The sequence below is a fragment of the Domibacillus mangrovi genome (assembly GCF_001906925.1).
GTDB lineage: Bacteria > Bacillota > Bacilli > Bacillales > Domibacillaceae > Domibacillus > Domibacillus mangrovi.
Window position 1 is genome coordinate 117478 of the sequence record NZ_MRWQ01000008.1, and the last position, 24775, is coordinate 142252.

At 41.7% G+C, this 24775-nt stretch carries 31 protein-coding genes, 1 pseudogene and 1 riboswitch; of the genes and pseudogenes, 12 read left to right on the forward strand and 20 right to left on the reverse strand.

Annotated features, from left to right (window positions below; all coding sequences use genetic code 11):
- Positions 1–2: 2 nt before the first annotated feature.
- The 8 genes from BLL40_RS10555 to BLL40_RS10595 all read left to right on the forward strand — a co-directional run bounded on the left by BLL40_RS10555 (position 3) and on the right by BLL40_RS10595 (position 7803).
- Positions 3–1403, forward strand: a complete 1401-nt coding sequence (locus BLL40_RS10555) for a sensor histidine kinase (protein WP_073711865.1) — start codon at positions 3–5, stop codon at positions 1401–1403.
- A 90-nt stretch (positions 1404–1493) separates the two neighbouring features.
- Positions 1494–2060, forward strand: coding sequence for an SCO family protein (locus BLL40_RS10560; protein WP_083566490.1), 567 nt, complete (start codon positions 1494–1496; stop codon positions 2058–2060).
- Positions 2061–2244: 184 nt separating this feature from the next.
- Positions 2245–2838, forward strand: coding sequence for a DeoR family transcriptional regulator (locus BLL40_RS10570; protein ID WP_073711867.1), 594 nt, complete (start codon positions 2245–2247; stop codon positions 2836–2838).
- A gap of 54 nt (positions 2839–2892) precedes the next feature.
- Entirely contained in the window at positions 2893–3642 is a 750-nt protein-coding gene (locus BLL40_RS10575) for a FixH family protein (RefSeq protein WP_073711868.1), read from the forward strand.
- 393 nt (positions 3643–4035) lie between these two features.
- Positions 4036–4356, forward strand: coding sequence for a YbjQ family protein (locus BLL40_RS10580; RefSeq protein ID WP_073711869.1), 321 nt, complete (start codon positions 4036–4038; stop codon positions 4354–4356).
- Positions 4357–4360: 4 nt separating this feature from the next.
- Complete coding sequence (locus BLL40_RS10585; protein ID WP_073711870.1) at positions 4361–4585, forward strand: hypothetical protein; 225 nt, start codon at positions 4361–4363, stop codon at positions 4583–4585.
- Positions 4586–5084: 499 nt separating this feature from the next.
- Positions 5085–5169, forward strand: a riboswitch (cyclic di-GMP riboswitch).
- A 94-nt stretch (positions 5170–5263) separates the two neighbouring features.
- Entirely contained in the window at positions 5264–5389 is a 126-nt protein-coding gene (sda, locus tag BLL40_RS10590) for a sporulation histidine kinase inhibitor Sda (RefSeq protein WP_245797943.1), read from the forward strand.
- A 296-nt stretch (positions 5390–5685) separates the two neighbouring features.
- Positions 5686–7803 (forward strand): sensor domain-containing protein, encoded by a 2118-nt coding sequence (locus tag BLL40_RS10595; protein WP_073711872.1) that lies wholly within the window; start codon positions 5686–5688, stop codon positions 7801–7803.
- Positions 7804–7944: 141 nt separating this feature from the next.
- Here the strand turns inward: BLL40_RS10595 and BLL40_RS10600 are convergent, their stop codons facing one another.
- A complete protein-coding gene (locus BLL40_RS10600) occupies positions 7945–8145 on the reverse strand; it encodes a YjfB family protein (RefSeq protein ID WP_073711873.1) in 201 nt (66 codons plus the stop codon).
- A gap of 21 nt (positions 8146–8166) precedes the next feature.
- Positions 8167–8406, reverse strand: a complete 240-nt coding sequence (locus tag BLL40_RS10605) for a hypothetical protein (RefSeq protein WP_073711874.1) — start codon at positions 8404–8406, stop codon at positions 8167–8169.
- A gap of 215 nt (positions 8407–8621) precedes the next feature.
- Between BLL40_RS10605 and BLL40_RS10610 the strand changes: the two genes are divergently transcribed.
- Positions 8622–9116, forward strand: a complete 495-nt coding sequence (locus BLL40_RS10610; protein WP_073711875.1) for a hypothetical protein — start codon at positions 8622–8624, stop codon at positions 9114–9116.
- Here BLL40_RS10610 and BLL40_RS10615 read toward each other — a convergent pair.
- The 5 genes and pseudogenes from BLL40_RS10615 to BLL40_RS18040 form a co-directional block, all read right to left on the reverse strand.
- Entirely contained in the window at positions 9091–9282 is a 192-nt protein-coding gene (locus BLL40_RS10615) for a YjfB family protein (RefSeq protein ID WP_245797935.1), read from the reverse strand. The genes BLL40_RS10610 and BLL40_RS10615 overlap by 26 nt on opposite strands.
- Before the next feature lie 22 nt (positions 9283–9304).
- Positions 9305–9544, reverse strand: coding sequence for a hypothetical protein (locus tag BLL40_RS10620; RefSeq protein ID WP_073711876.1), 240 nt, complete (start codon positions 9542–9544; stop codon positions 9305–9307).
- A 49-nt stretch (positions 9545–9593) separates the two neighbouring features.
- Entirely contained in the window at positions 9594–9809 is a 216-nt protein-coding gene (locus BLL40_RS10625; RefSeq protein ID WP_073711877.1) for a hypothetical protein, read from the reverse strand.
- 75 nt (positions 9810–9884) lie between these two features.
- Positions 9885–10001 (reverse strand): annotated as a pseudogene (locus tag BLL40_RS18125) (flagellin); the annotation flags it as partial.
- Between the two features lie 329 nt (positions 10002–10330).
- Positions 10331–11938, reverse strand: coding sequence for a flagellin N-terminal helical domain-containing protein (locus BLL40_RS18040; protein ID WP_073711878.1), 1608 nt, complete (start codon positions 11936–11938; stop codon positions 10331–10333).
- A 424-nt stretch (positions 11939–12362) separates the two neighbouring features.
- Here BLL40_RS18040 and BLL40_RS10645 point away from each other — a divergent pair, with 424 nt between their 5' ends.
- From BLL40_RS10645 to BLL40_RS10655, 3 genes are all read left to right on the forward strand, one after another.
- Positions 12363–12923 carry a restriction endonuclease gene (locus BLL40_RS10645; RefSeq protein WP_073711880.1) on the forward strand — a complete coding sequence of 187 codons (561 nt, stop codon included), beginning with the start codon at positions 12363–12365 and terminating at the stop codon, positions 12921–12923.
- Between the two features lie 163 nt (positions 12924–13086).
- Positions 13087–13335 carry a hypothetical protein gene (locus BLL40_RS10650; protein ID WP_073711881.1) on the forward strand — a complete coding sequence of 83 codons (249 nt, stop codon included), beginning with the start codon at positions 13087–13089 and terminating at the stop codon, positions 13333–13335.
- Positions 13332–13712 (forward strand): pepsin/retropepsin-like aspartic protease family protein, encoded by a 381-nt coding sequence (locus BLL40_RS10655; protein WP_073711882.1) that lies wholly within the window; start codon positions 13332–13334, stop codon positions 13710–13712. The genes BLL40_RS10650 and BLL40_RS10655 overlap by 4 nt, the downstream gene beginning before the upstream one ends.
- A gap of 225 nt (positions 13713–13937) precedes the next feature.
- Here BLL40_RS10655 and BLL40_RS10660 read toward each other — a convergent pair whose 3' ends face one another.
- From BLL40_RS10660 to flgM, 13 genes are all read right to left on the reverse strand, one after another.
- Positions 13938–15164, reverse strand: coding sequence for a Fic family protein (locus BLL40_RS10660; protein ID WP_073711883.1), 1227 nt, complete (start codon positions 15162–15164; stop codon positions 13938–13940).
- Between the two features lie 202 nt (positions 15165–15366).
- Positions 15367–15591 (reverse strand): carbon storage regulator CsrA, encoded by a 225-nt coding sequence (gene csrA, locus BLL40_RS10665; protein WP_073711884.1) that lies wholly within the window; start codon positions 15589–15591, stop codon positions 15367–15369.
- Between the two features lie 3 nt (positions 15592–15594).
- Positions 15595–16038 carry a flagellar assembly protein FliW gene (fliW, locus tag BLL40_RS10670; RefSeq protein WP_073711885.1) on the reverse strand — a complete coding sequence of 148 codons (444 nt, stop codon included), beginning with the start codon at positions 16036–16038 and terminating at the stop codon, positions 15595–15597.
- Between the two features lie 13 nt (positions 16039–16051).
- On the reverse strand, positions 16052–16612 hold the full coding sequence (locus BLL40_RS10675; RefSeq protein WP_073711886.1) for a DUF6470 family protein: 561 nt from the start codon (positions 16610–16612) through the stop codon (positions 16052–16054).
- Positions 16613–16627: 15 nt separating this feature from the next.
- Positions 16628–17512, reverse strand: a complete 885-nt coding sequence (gene flgL, locus BLL40_RS10680) for a flagellar hook-associated protein FlgL (protein WP_073711887.1) — start codon at positions 17510–17512, stop codon at positions 16628–16630.
- A gap of 18 nt (positions 17513–17530) precedes the next feature.
- The gene (gene flgK, locus BLL40_RS10685; RefSeq protein ID WP_073711888.1) at positions 17531–19264 is read right to left on the reverse strand and encodes a flagellar hook-associated protein FlgK; all 1734 of its coding nucleotides are present in this window, start codon (positions 19262–19264) and stop codon (positions 17531–17533) included.
- Positions 19265–19276: 12 nt separating this feature from the next.
- Entirely contained in the window at positions 19277–19717 is a 441-nt protein-coding gene (locus BLL40_RS10690; RefSeq protein WP_073711889.1) for a flagellar protein FlgN, read from the reverse strand.
- 12 nt (positions 19718–19729) lie between these two features.
- On the reverse strand, positions 19730–20167 hold the full coding sequence (locus BLL40_RS10695; RefSeq protein WP_073711890.1) for a YaaR family protein: 438 nt from the start codon (positions 20165–20167) through the stop codon (positions 19730–19732).
- 19 nt (positions 20168–20186) lie between these two features.
- The gene (locus BLL40_RS10700; protein ID WP_073711891.1) at positions 20187–21356 is read right to left on the reverse strand and encodes a flagellin N-terminal helical domain-containing protein; all 1170 of its coding nucleotides are present in this window, start codon (positions 21354–21356) and stop codon (positions 20187–20189) included.
- Positions 21357–21359: 3 nt separating this feature from the next.
- Positions 21360–21806 (reverse strand): flagellar export chaperone FliS, encoded by a 447-nt coding sequence (gene fliS / locus BLL40_RS10705; RefSeq protein WP_073711892.1) that lies wholly within the window; start codon positions 21804–21806, stop codon positions 21360–21362.
- 45 nt (positions 21807–21851) lie between these two features.
- Positions 21852–22136 carry an EscU/YscU/HrcU family type III secretion system export apparatus switch protein gene (locus tag BLL40_RS10710; protein WP_073711893.1) on the reverse strand — a complete coding sequence of 95 codons (285 nt, stop codon included), beginning with the start codon at positions 22134–22136 and terminating at the stop codon, positions 21852–21854.
- Complete coding sequence (locus BLL40_RS10715) at positions 22133–24325, reverse strand: hypothetical protein (RefSeq protein ID WP_073711894.1); 2193 nt, start codon at positions 24323–24325, stop codon at positions 22133–22135. The genes BLL40_RS10710 and BLL40_RS10715 overlap by 4 nt, the downstream gene beginning before the upstream one ends.
- Before the next feature lie 69 nt (positions 24326–24394).
- A complete protein-coding gene (gene flgM / locus BLL40_RS10720) occupies positions 24395–24664 on the reverse strand; it encodes a flagellar biosynthesis anti-sigma factor FlgM (RefSeq protein ID WP_073711895.1) in 270 nt (89 codons plus the stop codon).
- Positions 24665–24775: the final 111 nt, after the last annotated feature.

The following is a 24775-nucleotide window of genomic DNA, read 5'->3' on the forward strand; positions in this document are numbered from 1 at the left end:
CGTTGAAAATCAAAAAGTTAAATTTAAGTCAAAAAGTTTTATTTCTTATCGGTGCAAGTATCCTATTTAGTATTCTGTTCTCCTTTTTCTTTCTTCACTTTTTGTATAAGGAGCTGTACATTAATAGCATTAAAGATTCTGTTATTTATCAAGGAGAAAGGACGGCTTCTCATTATCACTACGGCGCTCTTAGCGATGAAATCATCGAAAAAATCCAATGGTACAATATTGTATCTGAATATGAAGTGATCGTGGTAGATAATATTGATGAACTAACGACCTATTTTCCTTATGAAGTTAACTATGAAGCGCTGATTAATGACCAGGATCATAAACAATTAGAGAATGGAAACTATATCATCAAGGACGGTTATGTAAAGGAGTTTAACCGGGAAATTGTAGGTGCGGTATTCCCAATAATGGGAGAAACCGGTCTTATCGGTTTCATTTACATATACGTCCCTTTAGCTGATCTTCAGGAAGTGTTTAAAGGAAGTCTCCCTATTTTAGTTCTTGTCGGTTCCATGTTTTTCATGATTCTTTTTCTTATGCTTAATCGGATTCGAAGATCCATGTTCCAGCCGCTTCATGAGATTCAAACGTTTTCAAAAGAGGTTTCAAAAGGCAACTATTCAAATCGCTTACTGAATACGAATGACGATGAGGTTGGTCAGTTAGCTCTTGCTTTCAATTCAATGAGCCAGTCATTAGAAGAGCAAGAAGCTCGAAAAAAAGAGTTTTTATCAAATGTGGTTCATGAGCTGAGAACCCCTTTAACGTATATTGGAGGCTATACTCAAGCATTAAAACAACAAATCTATACTTCTCCTGAAGAAGCTCAACATTATTTGAAAACCATTGAAAATGAAACACATCGTTTGAATAAGCTTATTCATGATGTCATTGAACTGGACCATCTTCAAGAACATATGTACATTCTAAATGAAGAACCTATGGCAATTGCCCAACTGTTTTTCGATACGCTTGCTCTTTTTGATATCCGTATAACGGAAAAACAGTTAAAAATCGAATTAGATATTCAAGAAGACCTTATTATCAACGGAGACATGAAACGAATGCAGCAGGTTTTCTACAACCTTCTAGATAATGCTGTAAAATATTCATCTGAACAAAGCATGATTAAGCTGAACCTAATTGCAAAAAACAAAAAGCTATTGTTCCAAGTGAATAATAAAGGAAATGAAATATCTGAAATGGATCTTGACCATATCGGGGAACGGTTTTTCCGTACAGATAAAGCAAGAAGCAGATCGACAGGCGGGACAGGTCTAGGCATATCAATTGTAAAAGAAATTGTAAGACTTCATGGTGGTTCATTTTCACTCAGCAGCGATTCAGTAAATGGGACAACCGTTACGATCAAATTGCCTCTTCTTTTATAATTTTTCCTCACACATATTTCACAATTATCGTTTATTCTTGTTATACAAGTCCTTTATCTGTCCAAGAATACTGTAGAAATGAGGTGCAAATTGAAAAATAGCATCATCCTTGTCATTGTTCTAATTTCAGTAATTCTTTCAGCTTGTAATTTGAATGGCAATGAACCTTATCAAATGAAATCCTTTACTTTTACGAATCAACATGGGCAAGATTTTGGCGTTGAAGATCTGAATGGAAAAGTATGGATTGCAGATTTTATTTTCACCAGCTGTGAGACAGTCTGCCCGCCAATGACTGCTAATATGGCCGCTCTGCAGAAAACATTAAAATCTGAAGATATCCCAGTGGAATTCGTTTCCTTTAGCGTCGATCCTTCAGTTGACACACCTGAAAAACTTCGTGAATTTATGAAAAAATTCACGGAAGATGATTCTAACTGGAATATGCTGACGGGCTATACTCAGCCGGAAATTGAGAAGTTTGCAAGAGAAGAATTTCAAACCCTTATTCAAAAGCCTGAATCATCTAATCAAGTCATACACGGGACCAATTTTTATTTAATCAACCAAAATGGTGAAATTGTGAATGATTATAGCTTTACCTTAGGGGATGACTTTAAAGAGATCATAACAGACGTGAAAAAACAGACAAAATGATAGGAAGTAAAGAAGAACAAGGATATCGAGTATACAACTGTTGTCATGATTTAATCCGCAAATTGTGTCACCTCCCCTTTTCAGTGGAAAAACATCCGTATACACAGCAGCTGTTAAACTTGTTTGAAAATGATGATCTTAGGAATGTCGTGTAATCCATAAGACAAAGGGATGGAGGGATCAAATGCTGCGGAGGGAACGACAACAACAAATTTTAATATGGCTGGAAGAAGAGGGTGCTTTGCGGGTTTCTGAAATTAGTAAACGATTAGCTGTGTCAACAGTAACTGCTTACAGTGACATCAAGCCATTGGTCGAGCAGCAGTTGATATTAAAGTCATTGAATGGTATTTTTTACATGCCGAAGAAAAATCATGCGTCCTCTCATGTTTGTTCGTATTGTAATAAACAATCCAATACGAGATTATCTGTTCAACTTATCAAATTAAATCAACGAATTGAACATACATGCTGCGCACATTGTGGCTTACTTCGATATCATCAAATAGAAAAAGAGGTTTCGCAAATCATTTGTTATGATTTTTTAAAGGATACAATGATCAGCGCCAAGATCGCCACATTTTTAATTCATTCAGATCTCCAAATTAATACGTGTCAGCCACAAGTCATTATTTTTGACTCCATGAAAAAAGCGAAACAGTTTCAATCGGGATTTGGCGGAAGTATCCACAATTTTGAAGAAGCCATTCGAGTGATGATAGAAGATAAGAATCGTGACCATTGTTGTCAGCCAAACATAAAATTGAATTTCAGTTGAAAAATGAGCGAATGAATTCTTAATAAAAAAATAAAATGGAAGTAGGGAATACGAATGCAAAAAAAGTATTGGATGTTTATATTAGGCTTAGTCATGGCTGTACTAGCTGCGTGCAACGGAGGAGAAGAAGAGAAAGTAAAGGAACCTGAAGTACCACAGGCGCTTGAGGTTCAGCTTGACGTTCCAGATGTAGCTGACGTAAATGGGAAAGTAGCCATGAAAGCCGTTGTCACACAAGGAAGCGAAAAAGTAGCAGATGCGGATGAAGTAGAGTTTGAAGTGTGGGAAGACGGAGCAAAAGATGAAAGCAAAATGATTAAAGCGGAAAATAAAAATGACGGTACGTATGAAGCGGAAACAACATTTGATCATGATGGTGTTTTTACAGTGCAGGTGCACGTAACAGCAAGAGGACTGCATACGATGCCGAAAACGTCTGTTACGGTCGGAATGGGTGCTGTTCATGAAGAAGCAGCTCATGAGCATGGACACGGAGAAAGTAAGACAGGCTTTTCGATGCATTTTATGAAGCCCAATGATGTAGGAACTGAAAAGGAAACGAATTTAACTGCCCATTTGGAAAATGAGAATATGCCACTGGAAAAAGCCCAAGTACGTTATGAGATTTGGAACAATAGCAATGCTGAAAAACATGAATGGGCTGATGCGAAAGAAACGAGTCCGGGCGAATATACAGCTGCTTATACATTTCCAGAAGCAGGTACATTCACTGTGAAAGTTCATGTTGAAAATGACGTAGGACTACATGAACATGAAGAGCATCAAGTGGAAGTGAAAAAGTAAACGCCTTTAGATGAAAATCTCAAAATTAAGTTTATTAAAAATTCTGGTTTTCATTTGAAGACCAGAATTTTTGATGTTTTTTTCGCCGCTTAAACTATAGGGCATCTTATAATAAATAGCCAGAAAAAATAGAATAGAGACCACTGCCCGGTTTCATATATCTTGCCGATCACAGGTATATGCAAGATAATAAAGTGAAACTTCATTCAGTGGGGGCTTTCTTCATCCCCCACTGAATGTTAGTTGAACCAATCGGGCTTTTACGGGCAGTTGATCCCCCGCTTACCCTTTCTTTTCGAAGTCTTGAAGCAGGGGTCTTACTGCCCGTTAATGCGGGATAAAGAATAAGAAAAGAAAGAAGCAAAAAATTTCTTAAATGGGGTGTACGTTCATATGATTATTGTCACAACAGAAAACATCGCCAACTACAAAATAACAGAAGTAAAAGGACCTGTTTTCGGTTTAACTGTACGGGCCCGGGGCATTGGAAAAGATATTGTCGCTTCCTTAAAAGGGCTCGTAGGCGGAGAAATTAATCAATATACCGAGATGCTGGAAGATGCACGGAAGCAGGCGATGGATCGAATGGTCCAAAATGCGAAAGCAATGGGCGCCAATGCGGTTGTGATGATGCGGTTTGATTCTGGGGAAATCGGTCAAAACATGAGCGAAATCGTTGCTTATGGCACAGCCGTCATCGCTGAACAGGAATAAACAGATGGAATGGGTTCTCGGCTTTTACGGTGTCCAACTGCTGATCCTAGTTGTCTTAATCATTGGCTCCTGGTTTGTATGGGATCGACGCTTTAAAAAGAAACACGGTCAAAACGTCCCTGCTGGCTACATTAGAACGAAAGAAGTCTCCATTGACCCAACAACAAAGAAAAAACTAGTTGTTTATTTTCATCCTGAAACCGGGGAACGGTTTTATAAAGAAGAATAGAAGGTAAAAGGAAAAAGGGGCTGCCTCATCAGCTCCTTTTTTAACGGATTGCATCCTTCGTAATCATTATAGTGGTCTGATTTAGTACCGTCCGCTCCTTTTACTCGTGTCTATTTAATGAAGATAAAGTGATACTTCATTTAGCTGGGTTAGGTTCACAGGATGTGAATCATGCAGACGTTGTCACAGGAAGTGACGATCTTAGTCTGCGTTCCGCTCATCCCCCACTGAATGAACAAGAACTCAGGTAAAGAGCACCGCGTCCTGCGGCAATACCTGAGTGAGCGGCTTCAGCCAGCCCGAACCAATCGGGCTTTTACGGGCAGTTTCTCCTCTGCTTATCCTTCTTTTCTTTTCGAAGTCTTGAAGAAGGGGTCTTCCTGCCCGTTAATGCGGGATAAAAGTAGACATATTCACATAATTCAATTTACATACATAATTACTGTTTACTTCATAATATGGAATATGGTACTATTTATCTATTATATTAGATTGAATTTTCAGATAAAGGCAAACTAATCAAAAGGTTAGGACGCAAAGTCACAGGTCTAAGGCCAAACGGCTATGATAGCTGGACTGCCTCATGGAGCGGAGGGATAGCTTTTGAATCAGATCCATTTTGTAACAGAGAGATCAAGTAAGTCAACGTTAGAAAGTAAAGAAGTCGTTATGAAGAAGATGAATATTTCAGATGACTATTTGCTTAGAGCACATAGGAACGCAGTAACACTAAAGTTAGACCGAAATTTTATCTGTATACTTGAAAAGGAAATAAAGAGAAGAAACCTGCTTCTTTATAGATGACTCAGCATTTTCATGGGTAATTTTTCTTAGAAGTCAACAAAAAAGAAGCTATAGATGACTTTCTTTCGAAAAAAATCAATAAAGAAAAAACACTAGACTTTTCGTAGCACAATAGTTAGATTCCCATCAACTGAAAACGTCTAGATGTTGAAGATGTTTTGAAAATGCCTCTTGACTTTGTCTATGAGCTGAAAACGGATTGATCCATATCAATCCGATTTTTAAACTCAAAAATGACGGATGACCTAGAATAAGAAGGTATACAATTTATCTTTTAAAGAAGGTGGATCAAATACATGTATATATATAGCGATAATGGCCCTTTTCACTTAGATTTGGCCCGTCATCAGGATAAATTATCTATTCATTATGAGCATATGATGAAAGATTTGCATGATATTCAGTACGCACTCGATCAGTCTTCCATCCTCGTGATTACCGATGCGGCCGGTATGATTACCTATGTGAATGATCGTTTTTGTGAGATATCAAAATATGAACGTCATGAACTCCTAGGGCAAACACACCGCCTCATCAATTCCGGTTTTCACCCACACTCCTTTTTTCAGCACATGTGGAAAACGATCAAGCAAGGGGATATTTGGAAAGGCGATATTAAAAACCGGGCGAAAGACGGCTCAGAGTACTGGGTAAACACAACGATTGTGCCGTTTCTCGATGATCAGGGCCATCCATACCAGTTTGTCTCGATCCGAAGCGATATTACGGATCGGAAAAAAGCGGAAGAACAACTGAAAACGGCACTGAAAAATGACTTTCGGCAAACGGTGAAAAATTTACAAAATGCCGTTTTTAAATACAAACAGACCGATGAAGGAGAGTTTCAGCTGACGTTGCTGGAAGGGAAAATTTTGGAACCGTTAGGCTATACGACGAGTTTTGTGCAAGGGAAAAAGCTGGATGCCCTTTTTTCAGCGAAAGTGGCCAGAAAAATAAAAGGCTATTTCGCTAAAGCGTATAAAGGAAAAGCGGTCGACTTCGAAGTCAGAATATTCAAACATATATTTCTGATTTACTTATCACCTATCTTTGAAAAGGGTGAAATTGTCGAAGTAGTCGGAACAGCCACCGATATTACCGAGCGGAAAAAAGCAGAAAAAGCGATCTACCGTGTCGCTCATTACGATTACTTAACGGGGCTGCCAAACCGCCGATTGTTTCAAGAAAACATGAAAATGATTGACTCTTTGAGCCCCCATTATCCATTTGCCGTGGTCTACATCGATCTGGACCGCATTAAAAATATTAATGATACGATGGGCCACAATATCGGGGATCAAGTGTTGAAGTCGGTCTCAAGACGGATTGAACGGTGCCTGCGCGCAGGGGATACGGCCGCCCGCATTGGCGGAGATGAATTCGCCCTTTTATTGCCTCGTGCAGACCGCAAAGAAGCAGAAGAACGAGCCGAGCACCTGATCCATTATATAGGGGAACGGATCGCTATTCATGAAATAGAGATTTTCGTGACGGCCAGCATCGGCATTAGCATGTACCCGGAGGACGGACAAGACAGCGAGACACTGATTAAACATGCCGATGCAGCGATGTACTTAGCGAAAGAGAACGGCAAAAATAATTATCAATTTTTCACGAAAGAGCTCGATGAAAAAAATGCACAGAAAATGAAGATGGAGCGAGAGTTACACAAAGCATTGGAACGCGGCCAGTTTCACTTACATTATCAGCCCCAATTTGATCTTCAATCGGGCCACATGTTAGGGGTGGAAGCACTGATCCGCTGGGAACATCCGGAGCTCGGAATGGTGTCACCCGCTGACTTTATTCCGCTCGCGGAAGAAACCGGTTTAATTATACCGATTGGCAAGTGGGTGCTTCAAACAGCCTGCCGGCAAAATAAAAAATGGCAGGAGGCCGGTTTTCCAGCCATACGAGTCAGTGTCAATGTGTCGGTCCGGCAGTTCACACAGCCTACGTTTGTCAACACTGTGAAAGAAGTCCTTGAGCAAACCGGTTTATCACCAGAGTGGCTGGACCTTGAACTAACGGAAAGCATGATACTTGAAGGGGAATGTTCTCATTCTGTTTTGCAAAAGTTAAAGGACTTAAACATCCATGTGAGTATGGACGACTTTGGGACAGGCTACAGCTCCCTCAGTTCGCTCCGTCATTTTTCGATTAATCGGCTTAAAATTGACCAAACATTTGTCAAAACACTGGATGACACAAATAAAGCCATTGTGGCGATGATCATTACACTCGCCAAAAGTTTGAAGATGGATGTCCTTGCAGAAGGAATCGAAACAATGGAGCAGGCTGCCTTTTTAAAAGAAATGAACTGCCAAGAAGTACAAGGCTACTTTTTTGCAAAGCCAATGCCTATGGAAAAAATGAACGTCTTTTTCAAGCGGCCATTGGTCGCCTTTCCTTAATAAAACAGATCGGAAGGGGCTTATGAGACAGCCCCCTTTTTCTTTATTTAATAGATGTTTTTTTATCGCTCCAATGTTTCATTCTCTGTGTCATCCACTTGCACCAACGGGATCAGCTTTAGGTATTAACAAGTATGTCATTTATCCTTTTACATCTACATTCCCACCTAAGTGTGGTTGAGCTGCGTGCTGCAATGCTTGCACGTTCGCCTCCCCCATCATCTTGTTAATAAAAGCCGCATTTCCCTGTGCTTGATCCATCACTTTATTCATAACAGCTAGAGAAGCTTGCTGCTGGACTTGTCCCTGGCTCAATGCCATTGACATGAGTGCGATATCCATAAAAACACCCCCTTTCGCTTTCTAATGTATCACAGGCTGTAACTGCTGTTCCAACGAATGGATCACATCTTTCAATTCATTTAATTGACCATTTAGCGTCTCAACTTCACCCAAAGTTAACTCATGGTTAACAGCATATTCCGCGATTTCTTTCATTTCATGAAGATGCATATCAATTTCCTCTAAAATACGGGCTTGTTCCCTGCTCCATTGAAGTTGCCGTTCCAGGAATTTTTTATGTTCTTGTTGGTCTTTATCCATCTTGTCTCCTCCTAGTTAACAGACCTTTTATCATGTGAAAGATACAATGAAGTCTCTAGCATACTAGTTAATATTATATAAGAATTTATGACTAAGTGGTAAAAGAACTCCTTAGTTTACTATCTCTATTTCAAATAACTAAAAAAACAAATGTTCGTACTTAATCACCACATCAATTATAATAAGTATATCATGCTGAAAAGGTGGGATAGAAAATGGATAAACATCGATTTTATTCTAGATTAACCGGAAAACTATTAGGTGATGGATGTATCACACAGCAGTCCGGTCGCCGTCCACGCTTTCAATTTATGCACCGCATCGAAGACCTCGGCTGGAGCACGTATTGTTATGAACAATTGAAAGACTTTTTGCCACTCAATCCTCCAGCTTATAAAAAAGTAATCGATCCGCGAACCGTTGCCGGATTTACGGAATGCTTTGTTGTCCAATCACGAACAGACGACAAAATCACCCTTCTGGAATCATTATGGTATGAAGACAGAAAGAAACAGCTTCCGCTCAATTTTATTGAAGAATATTTATACGAAGAAGCACTTGCCTGGTGGTATCAAGATGACGGACATTTAAAAGTAGCGGACTCCGTACCAAAGAAAATCATTCTTTCAACAGACAGCTTTTCCAGCGAAGAACGAGATACTCCAAACTATTCCCTCTACAATTTCAAATCAATATTTCCGCCCAAATGAGGCTGGCGGCGTGCTGGATCGCCGATGCATTCGCAGTACCCATCAATTCTCGCAGAGCTTCCCCTTGCTGTTTCGCCTCTCCCATCGCCATTTTCATGACAGACAGACAAGCTTGCTGCTGGGCTTTCCCTTGGCTTAATGCCATTGGCATGAGTGCGATATCCATGGAAAACACTCTTTTTTATATTTTAATGAACAAACGAATACAGCTGCTTTTCGAGAGAATGAACTTCACGTTTTAATTTATTTAATTGCCCATTCAACTCGTCAGTTTCTGCCAAAGTAAGCTCATGTTTAAGCACATATTCAGCTATTTTTTTCATTTCATGAAGCTTCACGTTCACTTCTTCTAAAATACTGTCTTGTTCCTTACACCATTGAAGCTGTTCTTCAAGAAACTTTTTGTCATCTTGGTGATTTTTATCCATCAATTTCCCCCAAGTACATCTTCAAGTTACTTACTATCCTACTTTAACCTTACATTATCTCATCTTCAAGAATAGAACCCATTGAGCAATTTTTATCAAACTTAAATAACATTTCTATCCTATTTTTATATCCTCTAAATACACAATAGTGATTAGTTTGTTCAATAAACACGAGATTAGTCGCCTGATTTTCTTCTTGGATTCGTAAAATTAAGCTTTCTAGTTCTGGAGCTACTAGTTCTCGATTTTCTCTAAACATAGCCATAAATAATCCTCTCTCCTATTCATTTATAGAAAAGGGACCCTAGCAAAACTAGGGTCCCTTTCAAATAATTTAATCTTAACGAAGAAGTTGTAGAACTCCTTGTGGTTGTTGGTTCGCTTGAGCCAACATTGCTTGTGCTGCTTGAGAAAGAATAGAATTCTTCGTTTGGTTCATCATTTCTTTCGCCATCGTGCGAACATTTACTTTCATAAATGACCAGACTATATCTTCACCCTCTAGCATTCTAGTAGGGGTCGGGCACTTCGGATTCACAATGCTGATGACCATTGTTTCACCTATGGATTCATCGTCATAGCTTTCGCCTTAGACGGTTTCCTAGTCGTTGAACCTTCCCCATCCTTTCGGAACAGGAGCTTGGCTGCTGATTGCCCAATCTTTTCTTTTTTCAAACCTTCACGCTTGTCGTTTCCAACTACGTTGTGGCAAGAAAAGCTCTAAGGGGTTTCCAGCAATTCACCCGATCATACTCGCTAGCCGTTACCAGCTAGGACGACTGTGCTTCACGCTGCAGAAGCAGCTAAAGCATAATCCACGTCACGGATACGAGATTCCGCGGCAGTTAGGTTTTCAGATGATGTGCTCAAGTTATTGATTGTGTGTTCTAAACGATTTTGAACAGCACCAAGTTTTGAACGTTCAGAAGATACTGATTTAATTGCAGTATCTAATTTAGAAAGTGCATCTTGTGCTCCAGTTTGTGTAGAAACATCAACACCAGATAACCCCAAAGCATTTGTTCTCATATCATTTACTGAGAATGAAATAGTTTGACCTTTATTCGCTCCGATTTGGAATGTCATTGCACCATTTCCAGCACTTTCACGAGAAGCTTTATCAAGTCCAAGTTTCTTTAATGCACTACCATTCGTAACATCTGCAAGTTCAATTGCACCACTTGGGCTATCAATAGTTAATCGTCCATTATCAGCTTTAACTGTTACATCTTTAATTTTTTGGTCTTCACTTGTGAAACCAGCAGCTGTATTGTAGTTACCAATTGCTGTATTAATTGCTGTTTGTAACGAATCTGCGTAGGTATTAGCATCTGAAGTAGCAGCACCAACTGGAGAAGTAATTTCCATTGTGTGCCCATTAATTGAGAGTTGGAACTTATCTGCGCCTGTAAGGCCATCTAAAATTTGGTTAGTACCTGCTACTAATGTTGCACCACCAGCTGCCAATTCAGTACCATCATTACCGAAGAAATTATCAAAAACTGAGTTACTTGCTGCTGCATCAGTTCCATCAGCTAACTTAGCTGTTGCTGTAGCTCCATCACCCATATAAAGTTCTACTTTAGATGCATTACCTACAGATCCACTTTCGATTTTAAACTGTCCAGGACCTGCTGCATCAGTAATTTTGATATGCGCGACACCCGTACCTGAATTATCAATTGCAGTATTAATAGTTTTTTGTAAAATATCACGAACTTTTCCACTTACCTCAGCATCCATATTGGTTGTTGACCAATCCTGCTTTAAGTATGCCTTATCAGAATCAGATAAAAGGGAGTTCCAATCAATATCAATTTTTTTACCATCGATAACTAGCGCATCTGCTTTTGTAAGGTCAGCGTCAGTTCCATCAGCAGCCTTAGAGTCTATACCTGCTAAAGTACCAGCTGTTTGTTTAAATACTTGTGCACCTGAAACTGAATTTGTTCCATTAGTAGCACCTGCACCTGATAAGTTACCATTTAAAAGTTTTTGAGTATTAAACTCCGTTGTATTACCGATACGATCGATTTCTGATTTAAGTTGTGTTACTTCATCTTGAATCGCTTTACGGTCATCAGCTGTGTTCGTTCCGTTTGCTGATTGATCCGCTAATTCACGCACACGTTGAAGTATTGAATGTGTCTCGTTCAATGCACCTTCAGCTGTTTGAATCATAGAGATACCATCTTGAGCATTTGCTGATGCTTGATCTAACCCACGCACCTGTGCACGCATTTTTTCAGAGATTGCTAGACCTGCAGCGTCATCTCCTGCACGGTTAATACGAAGACCTGAAGATAATTTCTCCATCGATTTACCTTGTGCATTATTGGCTGCACCAAACTGACGATACGTGTTGAGCGCTGCAATGTTGTGGTTAATTTTCATTCCATTTTTCCTCCTTGAATGTAACTGCTCACATCCTTGTGAACAGTGTTGAATTGATAGCAAAATATCAGGTCGGCCGCCCTGTGTCTCTTGCTTACATTCTGTATATCGGGGTTGTTCCTTGAATGTTTAATAGTTTTGGTAAATTTTTTTGCCGAATTAACTATTTTTTACGAATTCGTGAACGGGGTCCGATATATCGTTTGAATTTGACGCTTTGTTAGGGTGTTTTCTATGTGCTTGATCCGGTGTTCTTTAAGACTTTTCTTGTAAGGCGTTATCTGAAAGAGTTTATAGAAGAGGTTGCTTTTGGTATATGGCTAGATCATTTGAAACAATGGTGTATTTCTGAATTTTTTCTTTTTCAACCCCCTCATTTGGTTATATATGTGTTAAAATCATGCCAAAAGGAGGATTCATTACATTGAAAAAACGAAAAAAGAAGAGTTTGTATGAAGAGTTTTCTCTGTTTCTGCTTTTCCTCATCGCCGCTTCTGTTTACTTCCAAACGAATTCCCTCGAAAGTGTCTTCACGGCCGTCATTACGGCAGGTGCCATCCTTTTGCTCATTCCCTTACTTATTACGTATCGCCGAAAACAAAAATTGCTTAGAGCTGGAATTGCGGATGTCGATCAGATGGACGGTCTACAATTCGAAGCCTATCTTCAGCAGCTTTTCAAAGCACTCGGCTATACCGTTACATTAACGCCTCCGTCGGGTGATTATGGGGCGGATTTGATTTTGAAGAAACAAGGTGAAACGATCGCGGTGCAGGCAAAACGCTACAAAAGCAATGTTGGCATTAAAGCAGTTCAGGAAGTGAAAGCGGCTGAGATGCATTACAATGCTTCTGCGTCATGGGTCGTCACGAACAGCTACTTTACGGATGCGGCCGTAAACTTAGCCAAATCGAATCGGGTTACGTTGGTCAACCGGGATGAATTAATTCGATTGATTTTGAACAGTCAGAAGAAAAGTGCTTGAAAACAATTTTTCGTTTTGTGATGGTCGTTTTTCATCTGAATTAATAATGCTGTATACTCATTGTAAATACAAGTACATTAAAAACGGCTCGTCTCAAGTCAGTTACTCATCGATTCTTGGATAGCTTTTTTATGCATTTATCAAATTCAGGGAGGGAATGAAAATGAAGTGGCAGGAAGTACGTGAAATCTATCCTGATCAGTACGTATTGTTGTCGATTGTTGATTCTCATCTTATGGATAGCCATAAAGTGGTGGATGAAGTGGCCCTCATTCGGCCAATTGATAGCGCTCAAGAAGCGACGAGTGAGCTTTTGCGTTCAAAAGGTAATACCGTTGTGTATCATACAAGCAATGAAAAATTTATTATTGAGATGCGAAAACCTTCTGCTTTGAGAGGCATTACCCGATGATTCTTCTCTATGAAGAAGGTCTTCTTCTAACATCTATTGAAATAGAGTTTAGTGGAAAAAAGAAAGTAATTGATTGTGTTGTGGTTGATACTGGTGCAGCTCATTCTATTATCGTCATTGATGAAGTGTCTGATATCGGGATCTATTTTGAACCAGGTGATCACCTTGTAAACAGTGTTGGAATTGGCAGCGGAGAATTCTGTTTCTCAAAGAAAATACCTTTTGTTAAACTTGCGAATAAAGAGTTTCACCATGTAGATATTGATTTTGGTAACTTGGATGGGTTTCCAATCAGCGGCTTAGTTGGCCTTGATTTATTAAAAACAGGTGGTTTCATTATTGACTTAAATGATATGAAGTTGATCACAAATAGCTGATTTCAACTAGGTTTATTGGGTATAAAAAAGACGGAAGTTCATTTCATACAAACATCCCGTTCGCGATTACGTGAACGGGATGTTTGTGTTTATTTCGCGCTTATTTCGGCAGATTCACAACTACTGAGATTCGCACCTATTCAGCACTTTCGCTCACAAGTTTCTGTCATTTTAGCAATTGCACTATACTTTGCGATATTTGTGAGCTTATATCAGTGATCGCTTTCAAGCCAAATTAAAGTACGCTTCGTTCAGATAATAGTGAACGGGGCGTTTTCCTTTTGATGTGATGAGTCCTTTTGTTTCGAGGTCTTCTAATTCTTTGTTTAACGTATAAAGTGACTTGCCGGTTATACTGATGAAATCTTGTTTTAACATTCCTTCACCTGTGCCGGCGAAATAGTAATCTTGTGTGAGAATGAACAAGATCGATTGCTGCAGCTCATTTTTGATTTCGGGATCTTTTTCAATCACTTCGAGCATATGTTCAAGCATCAGTTTTCTCTCTTTCAATTCGTTAATAATATCGATTTGTGAGTCAATGATGATGGCGAAAAAGGTTTCGCAAAAATACGTAAGCTCTCCTCTATTCATAAATGAATTCGTTTTTTCAAATGCATCGAGATAGTCTTTTCGGTTATGATTACATCCTTTTGACAAAGACAGCGCCGTGAGTGGATTGAATTCTTTTCTTAAATACAGGCTACTAATAAACCGTGATGTCCGGCCATTCCCATCGTAAAATGGATGTATATAGCCGAAATAATAGTGGGTAATAGCGATTCTGTATAATAGCGGCAAGTCGTGTCCGTTTAAAAAATTGATTAGCCCATGCATATGACTGGTGATGGCCTGCTCTGGCGTAACTCCTTTATGAATGATTTTTCCTGTGCCGCTTTCTTTATACACATACGTCATGTCTTTTCTGAATAGTTCTCCATCGAGTCTGTGCTCTTCTTTATCCATTTCATCCGCTACAAGGTAATCATATATTCTTCGGACGTCCGCTGGCTCTTCCATAGATATGAACTCCTCTGAAAGCAGCTTGCTGTAGGAATTGATCATGCTTTTGAAACGGACCTGTTTACTTGGTTGATTGAGTACTTGACGTGTGCTTTCCACCATTTCTTCCCTTGTGCTCCGAACTCCTTCAAGGTCATTCGTGTTGAACATTTCATCGATCAGCTGCTGGTGGATAAAATTGTGCTGCGCAATCGATGGAAGCTGGGCCATCAATTCCCGAATGGCGGTATCCTGCCGGTTAATCCGATCAAATTTTAAGAGAAGGGACTGCGTATTTACGATAAATAACGGAAACGACTGACTCGATTTAAGCAGCTTTATTTGCATCGGTACATGAATCGTTCCATATCCATGAAATCGTTTCTCATACTCCTGCTCGAAAACGGTATTGTTCGTCTGATGAAATAGTTGATACAAATAGACATACATTTTTCATCAATCCTTTATTCTTGAAGTATTTTATTATAAATAATACCGTTATTTTATGATAAAGTCATATGTTTATTCTTATTAATTTAAAAAATGATATTTTTCCGATTTTTGATTCGTTCACAATGACTAGGATTCGCACCTATTCCAGCACTTCCGCTCACATTTACACCAATCCTAACAAAAAACTCCCATCCGAATATTATTTCGGTGGAAGTTTGAGCAGTCCGGCGAGATTTTCAACGCTGGCTGAGGCAGATTTGTTTTCGTCGCCGATTTGGATGTAAATTTCTTTTCGATGGATGTCGACGTGTTTCGGTGCATCGATCCCAATTTTAATTTGGTCGCCTGAGACGGAGACGATGGTGATTTCGATGTCGTCTCCGATCATGAGTGCTTCGCCTGGTTTACGGGTGAGAACGAGCATCGCTTACCCCTCCTTCACGGCGCCGCTTGGAAACAAGGCGTGGCGCGTTTCATACGCTGTGCCAGTTAAGATGACTTGGCGTCCGGTCTGGTTTTGTTTGTTGATAACGATGGGTGCCTGCAGGTTGGCGGTTGTCTGTTCAAATGGATCTCGGACAGTCAGGATCGCTAAAAGAGTGACGTCTTCCTCTTTTTCAATGGCGAGTGCTTCGAGTGAAGTTTCGTCGATTTTGATTTGGTAGTCCAGGAAAAATGAAAAAGGGTCTGTGACAACAAAGCTTAGTTCCCGTGTTGAAACAGATTGAAGCGCATAAAAAACGGTGTTTTCCGGAAAAGCGAGCAAGACGAATTTTTTCTCATTTTCAAAGCCAGGCAATCCATTTGAAAAGGTTAATACATCCGCTTCCTGCAGTTCTTTTTCACCGTGGTATTTCGTTTCAATCTTCACACTCATCACCCTTTTAAATAGTTTTATTAACAAACTGAAAATCAATGGACGGATATTGCTTCAGCTGCACATTCACGCTGCCAGGCTGATAGTTGATGATTGGCTTGTTTGGACGCGTGTTGTTTTCAACTGGCCGGGCTTGTGCTTGAATGTGTACATCACCAGGCCGATAATGAATGTTAACACTTCCATGTGACGGTATCCACGTGAGGCCCGTTTCATAATTGCGCGTCGTGTGACGGGCAGCCTGCATCACAATCGCATTGCCGCCTTTATGAATGTCAGCAAGTTCACGGCCTTCCGCGGCGCGGCGGCCGGTACCTTCAAGCGCTTTTTGTCTGCCTTCTGCCGCTGTTTCTTTGATGCGCTGGAAAATATGCTTCCGATTCATATCCGCCCACGCCTGCGTTTGGTCAATCGTCAAAACGCCATGTGTCGTTGAAATATTCATCTCCGCTTTCGGCTGGCGGATGTCAACTGTTGCCTGTGGCTGCTGAATGGACTGGCGGCCCGGCGTTGTTGTGATGCCAAGCTGCGCAGTTGTTGTATTGATTTGAACGGTTGAAATGTTCATCTGGGTACGCTCCTTTTAACGGAGAAAATCCATCAATGTCGGCTGAATAATACGGGCACCGACTGAGAGGGCCGCTTTATGAACCGTTTCCTGAACGGTTAAATCGGTTACAGCACGCTCAAAGTCAACATCTTCGTTTTCAGATAAAATACGGGATGCAATGACTTCCTGTTGGCCAATCCGAATATCCATCAGTTCAATTCGGTTAAACCGGGCACCAAGTGTTGCCCGTTCATTTGTGATTGTCGTAATATGAGTATCCAGATCGCTAAGCAAACTGCTGACCGCAGCACCAGATGTTGAATTGGCGTCTTTACTCAGTTCATTGACGATTTCATCTATTTTCGAAAACATCTCTTCAGAGAAGACCGTTTTCCCACTAATATTCACTTGAATGTAAACCCCTTTTGACAGTTCAAGTTCCACCGGATCGCTATTTGCAGGGTACGCTCCTGCTTGTAAATCAACCGGTTTATTTATCGTATTTGTTCCATTAAATAAATATTTATCACCGAATTTTGTATTCGCAATTTCGCCTAAATGTTCTTTCAATTGCTCAATTTCAGCTTTCGCTGCCTGTCTTTGCTCGGCGTCATACGTGTCATTTGATGTTTGAACAAGCAGCTCGCGCATACGCTGTAATGCCTGTCCTGCTTTATCAAGCGATGCATCCGAGTTTTCGACCCAGTTGTATGCTTCATCAAAATTGCGACGGTACTGTTCAACTTCCATTAATCCGCGGCGATACGTTATTCCTTTCATCGCAACAACAGGATCATCGGACGGTTTATTGATTTTTTTCTGCATCGATACTTGTGTATTTAATTTATCAAGCCGGGTTAAGCTGGCCGTTAAGTTTTTCATCATATTCGATGACAACATCGATTGCGTCACGCGCATAATTGATTCACTCCTCTATCAACGACCGGCAACACCCATGCCGTTAATAATTTTATCAAGCATTTCGTCAACGATTGTAATCATCCGTGCAGCTCCATTGTAAGCATGCTGGAATCTAATTAAATTGCTCATTTCTTCGTCAAGAGAGACAGATGAAACGGATTGGCGGCTCGTTTCAACCGATACAAGTAAAATACCTGCATTCTTTTCCATCCGTGTAGCTTGCTGTGCATCAACCGCCATACCGCCAATCACACTCTCATAAAAAGAGTTGATCGAGCCGTTTTTGATCGGCACGTCCGGTATAGGTAAAGGAGTTGTTGAGCCGTTTAGTTCTACTGTTGTTCCATTTAACAGCATTTCACCAATTCTCGACAAGTTTAGCGCGTTTTTCCCATCACCGGCATTTGCATATTTATCCCCTCCAGATGTATACGACGACATCGCTGCTGCTATATCTTTCGGAAGCATATTGCCGTTTAACTGAATAGCACTCGCAATTCCTTTATAATTCGTGGCGCTGAACCCGGTTAAGTCAAAGAAGTTTTGATTGGTGGTGGATGCTGGATCATTCAAATCGACACCCTCGGCCTGTACAGCGTTAAACATCGTCGCAAAAGTGAATACGATCTGATCAACTTTATCAAGCATATCCGCGTAAATGCCTTTTACTTTCGTATTAGGCGCCGTGCCCACTTCATAGCCATACGCTTCCATTAAGCCGCGCAGTTCCCCTTTGGAAAAATTAATATTGCCTGCTGTATCCGCAAAGTCAATTTCATTTGACGAAATCAAAGTGGTACCATCCGCTTCTGTATAAAGAACGTCACCTGGGTCAGCTAACGTCCATTCATCTGGATTGCTTGGATCGGCTTTAAATAATTGTATCGCTTTGACGCCTTCATCCATATTCGGTGCACCATTCAAAATTTTGTTATCTGTTGTCGCAAAACCGATATGAAATCGTTCATTTCCATTCAACAATTGAACTTTACTGCCGTCTGCATTGACCATGCTGACTTCGTACACACCTTCCGCAATAGTCAGTGCATTTCCGCCACTCCCGACTTTGTTTACCTCAAGTGAAAAGTATTGTGACAATTCGTCCACAAGACGATCCCGCTCATCGTACAAATCATTCGGCAAGTAGCCATTCGGCTCAATTTCTTTAATTTGTTTGTTTACATCATATAACTTATCAATAGCGGCATTCGCTGCTTTAACTGTCACATTTAACTGGTTTCCAAAGTCTTTTTGAATGGATAAAAGCGAATCCGACATGTAGTTATACGTATCGGTAACAGATTGCATACGCTCTAATACAACGCCTCGCGTCCCTTCATTTTCCGGATTTCCCGCGAGGTCCTGCAATGATTGCCATAACTCGCCCATAACAGCCGATAAGCCATCATCTGTCGGTTCATTTATAATATCTTCCACTTTGCTTAATGCATGAGAACGGGCACTCCAATAACCAAGCTTTGTATTCTCCCCTCGAAATTGAAGATCCAGAAACGATTCGCGAATCCGTTGCACAGAGCCCGCTTCAACACCCGTCCCCATTTGACCGGGAATGTTCGGACGATTTAGACCAACAGCTGGATAAGGTGTTGTCGTTTGAAAATTAACGCGCTGACGTGAGTAGCCGGGTGTGTTGGCGTTAGATATATTATGACCGGTCACATATAAAGCACTTTGCTGGGTGTACATCCCCCGCTTCGCTGTTTCCAATCCCATAAACGTTGATCTCATATGTTATCCCTCCTAAGCTTTCGAGTCGAATAGCGGTCCTATTGCAGGACCTTCATCATTGTCACCGTTCAGGGCGTAATTCCCGGTATCAGGCGGTGCGAGCAGATCGAGCTGAAGATGAACGAATTGAAGGGACTGATCAAGCATCTGAGCATTAAGTTCATTCTCTTTTTTCAGCTGCGCCAGAACATTAATCAGTTCATCTCGCAGTGCTTCCACTTGCTGTTGTTCATCTGGCAAAAGCGATGGCAGCAGATCACTAATTGTTTCGTTTAATTCACTGGTGCGCTTTTTTTCTAAATTCAAAATGGCGTTGACGTGTTTTTGCTCGTCACGGACAATCCGGTTCAATTCGTCCAGTTCATTTTTTTTGACGGCCTCCGTCTTTAAGTGAGCAAGTTGCAACAGACTTTTGTGAAGTACTAGCTGTTTTTCGAGCGTTTCAATAATCAAAGGTGCTCCTCCTCATGTGTAAATGTTGATGAGCAGCCCTCGGATTTCGCCGACTTTACTCAAAATATCAAGCTGGGATTTCTCTTTGTTGATGACGTCGTTGGCAAGCTGCGTTAAACGGCTGTCAACTTCTTTGACGATTTTGTACACTTTCGTCCGGCCGCGCCGGTTGAAGCCGCGCTGTTCTTCTAATTGAAGGCCGCTGTTGACCGCTTCTTCCATAAATTCTTTCACCATTTTTTTATATTTACGCAAGTCATCAATGGTTCGGTGTTCCGCCAACTTTTCGCCTTGTGTTTCAATGTCTTTCATCATACCGTTCATTTTTTCAAGTGCCGCATTTTGACGCTTGGACGCAATCACATCAGTGAATGTTATCGATGCTTTTGCGACTTCTTCTTTTCGTTCTGTGCGGGATAGTGCTGCTTTATTCACGCGCTGTACTTCCATGATGGCTCACCCCAGTTGATTATTGAAGAAGCTGAAGGACGCCTTGCGGAAGCTGATTCGCCTGCGCGAGCATTGCCTGTCCAGCCTGGTTTAAAATATTGTTTCTCGTAAACTGTGTCATCTCTTTCGCCATATCAAGGTCACGGATACGAGATTCAGCTGCTGTTAAGTTTTCGTTAGCGGTTTGTAGGTTTGTGATCGTGTGTTCCAGACGGTTTTGAATCGCACCAAGTTTACTTCGTTCTGCCGAAACGAGACGAATAGCGTTGTCAAAAATCGTAATTGCCTCAGCCGCTTTTTCCACTGTGCTAACATCTGCACCTGTTGTAGCATTACCTTTGCTGTCAAACACAGTCGCAATGCCGAGCTTTTTCGCATCCATCGGGCTCAAATCCATCGTCAGCATCTCCGACTCGTTTGCGCCGATTTGGAAGGAGAGTGCTAAGCTTTGAATTGTGTCATAATCAGCATCTGTTAAAACAACATTATAATTAGATGTAGCAGTAATCGTTAACACATTTCCAGAACTAGTTGCATCGCTCTCCCCTGATGCAATGGCTGCTGCGGCATCGTCAGGTGTAGTAAAAGAGTCAATGCTTATCTGAGGTGGTATTGCAACACCCGAAACGAATGTATATGTTGTACCGTTAACTTCAATTTCATCGCCATCTTTAGGAATCTCATTAAACGTTAATGTAAATGTATCTCCCGAAGTAAGTGCTTTTGTCCATGGATGATTCCCTGTAAAATCACCTTGTGCAAACGCTTCTTTTTTACCACTAAAGAGAACTTTCTGATTAAACTGAGTTGTGTCGGCGATCCGGTCAATTTCAAATGTTAGGGCATTAATTTCGTCTTGGATGGCTGTACGGTCATCGTCTTCAAGCGTTCCATTCGAAGCCTGAACCGACAGTTCACGCATACGCTGCAAAATTTCATGCGTAGAGGAAAGAGCTCCTTCTGCTGTTTGGATCAACGAGATGGCATCAAGTGAATTGCGTTCCGCCATATCTAAGCCACGGATTTGCGAGCGCATTTTTTCAGAGATCGCAAGCCCTGCTGCATCATCTGCAGCGCGGTTAATACGGAGGCCGGATGATAGTTTTTCAAGACTCTTTGATGTGGCATTGTTCGTGTTGTTTAAGTTTCGATATGCGTTTAATGCTTGAATGTTATGGTTAATTCTCATCGGTTATTTCCCCGTTTCCATTGTATTCGTTGGCTGCTCTTCGACGAAGACGCTTTGTTCGTAAGCGTTTTGTATTCTTCTTGCCGGTACTTTTGCCGGCGCGGTTTTTAATGCTTCATTCCAGGCGTCAGACAGTATTTGAAATAGTCGCTCTGCGTCACGCAGCGTCGCGGCGTCCTTTTTCAAATTAGCCTGCACGACGGTGTCGGCGATGAAGTTATACACCTGGTCGAGCTGGTCAGCGATGATGCCCGCTTCGTAGTTCAATCCGGCGCCAAGCCTATGTACTATATCATTGATTTTTTGCATGGTGCGGTTTGCTTCGACGAGCTTTCCCTCTTTCAGGAAGTTTTGCGCTTTCTCAAATTGTTCGAGCCCTGCTTCATATAGTAAAGCCGTCAATTGCTGCGGCGTTTTCTGATAAACTATTTCTTTTGTGATCCATTCCATCGTTTTTCCACCTCATTTCATTGTATCGGCAAAAGACGACAAAGTTTAATACGCCGAATCCATTTCTTCGATTAAAATCAACATTTCGGCGATGACTGAATACAATTGGGGTGGAATGGATTCACCAAGGTCGATGTCGAGCAGTTCCGACAATAGTGATGCGTCTTGTTCCATCGGGATCCCGTGCTCGTTCGCAAGTTCAAGAATTTTGGCTGCAAGCGCGCCTTTCCCTTGTGCAACGACAGTCGGTGCATTTCCTTCTTCATAGCGAATGACAGCGGCAGATGGGCCATTCAATTTGCGGCGGTTAATCTGATTGTAATAGCTCATATCGTGAAATCAAATCCTTTCGCCGTTGAGATTTCCTTTTGTTTTGTCATTACTGATTCCTGTTCTTTCACTTGAAATTCGCTAAACTGAACTAAGCCGACGCGGTAGCCGATATCAGCAAGACGCTCTTTTAAAACGACGGTGAGCGGCTCCATTTTTTCTTGAAAACCGGCTTTATCATTTTGTACTTTAATGGATAAGTTTTTATCAGCTGATGATATCGTAATGCCGACCGGTCCTAGTTTCTTTGTTTCGAATAAAAAGTAGACGGAGCAATTCTCCCAATCTACTTGATCGCCGCCGTTTTTAGACCGGATAAACACATTCACATTTTCAGACTGGCCACCGAGTAAAAACGGCAATGACATCATCATCGACTGCAAGCCAGGATCGGCTTTGCTTAACAACTGCTGGCCTGTTAACGTCGCCTGCATCTGTTCTGGTTTCCCATCTGCCGCTTGCTGATGCATCTGACTTAAAAGAGCTTGCTTAACAGATGGAGGCCTATCTGCTGTTTCTCTTGAGACAAGCCCCGCTGCTTGCTCGTGTTCGTAAGTAAATCCAGCTGCTCGAACGAGCTCAAATGCGTTACGAGCCGTCGGTGTATCGTATAATCCAGCCATTGCACCGGCCAAAACGCGTGGTGCCGTGTCCGTTGCTTCCTGTGTGATCATATGCATGACGCGGGAATCGGTCGGTTTAAATGTTACTTTTTCGATCAGTGCTTTTACTTCTGCCGTGATGCGGGCCGCTTGCTGTGTATCTCCTTTGGCGAGCAGTTTGCGCGCTTCCGCCAGCTGACCGGACGCCTGCATAAGCTGTTTTTCCGTTTTCATATCCGTATACAACATAAAATCGCTTTTTAAAATCGCATGATCAAGCGTTTTAATCGCTGTTTCGATCACCGGCTGAGCCAGCTTTGGTGCTTTTTGCGCCATCAACAGTTCCGTCGTCTGCAAATTGCGTGTAATGTCCCGCTTGAACTGCTTGAAATCGATCGCAGACTGTGACATTTTTTCAGTAATTCGTGTGACAAGTACATCTTTTGCGGCCGGCGGTACGTGTACGAATAATTCATCAGGAATAACCGGTGCCGTCTGGTTAACCGGCGGCGGGATAAGTGGTTCGATCGCTTTCATAAGCTCGCCCCGTGCAGCCATTTCTTTGCCCGAAGTATAGAGAGCTTCTGCTTTTTCAAGCGAGGGCTTCAATTCTGGCATTTTGTCTTTTATGTAGGTAAGAACACGTTCAAATGATGGTTCTTTCTGAATCATGTGTGCTGTTTTTTGAGCAGGACCGGGTTCTGTTTGATCCGTTTCCAAAATCTTGATTCCAGATTCAGGAAGTGCTGCTGCCAGTTTAGCCATCGCCATATTAGCGAGCTGAATGGCTTCCGCGAGCGGCTTCATGGCGGCCGCACGATTACCTGCAAATAGTGTACGGATGACTTTGACAATGTCCTGTACAGGCGCATTTGTTTCTACTTTTCGGGCAAGCTCCATTAAAAGCGTGTTCGTCGGATTCTGTTTTAATAATGTTTGAATAGCTTCAGTAAGCTTTTGTTTTGCGGCTTGATTCAGCATCTCCGATTGGGCGGCGGTGGCCCACTCAATCAGCTTGGCGACCGGAATGTTGTGTGTTTTGGCCATTTGCTCCAGCGCGGAGACCGTTTCAGCTGTTGTTCCTTTTTGTTTTACTAGAACTTCCATTTGCTTGACGACCTCAGCTGGCAGTTCAGCCGATTTGATTACGTTTATCGCTTCCTGCGTCCGGCCAAGCTGAAGTGCTTTTTCGATCGCTGCGCGTGTATTTTCTGGAAAAGGTATACCGGATTGTTTCAGCCATTCCGCCGCTTCTTTGCCAAACGGTACGCCAGTGAGTGCGGCGTGAACTGCTTTTAGTTTCACTTCACTCGGCATAATCCCTTTTTCAGCGATCGCTTTAACGGTTGCCAACTTTTCTGTTTCAGTACCAGATGCCGTTTTCATAAATGCGTTGACAGCTTGCGTCGCTTCTTTCGTGAGCGTCATGCCCCGCTCCGAGAATACAGCTGCTTCTGGGGGCTGCTTCGTTGTATTCGGTGTAGTCGCTCTATTTGAATGAGCGGTCTCTGCTGTCGGTACCGTGCTTTCTCCTTGAACCAGGGCGTCGGTTGTTTGGATCGGCATGGCGTTTGGCTGAATTTTCATCGTGGTGTCTCCTTCCCTAATCTTGTACATAAAGAAAGATCGCCCGGAATGGTATCTGGGGCGATCCGGTTACTTCTGTCCGTAGAAGTCGAGCATCGCTTTCGCGGTCGCTTGAGCATCCGTTTTATATGTGCCATTTGCGATTTGCTCTTTCAGAATCGTGATTTTTTCGCGGCGTTCAGCTAGTAATTGTGTTGAGCCTTGCATTTCTTTAGCTGCTTTTGAAATTTCTAGTTTGTCTCTCGCTGCTCCGCTGGCGGCTTTCATCTCGTCCGCTTTTTTCAGTTGCTTCTGATACGGATTGATCCCTTGAATGCCGGGTGTTTGATTAATTTTCATCTCGTATCCCCGCTTTCCAGTTTCTATGTGGTGCTCTTTATATCGGCAAGACAGTGTAAATGTTTAATGGGGAATTTTTCGTGGTTTTGCAGAAGGACATTTGGCAGATAG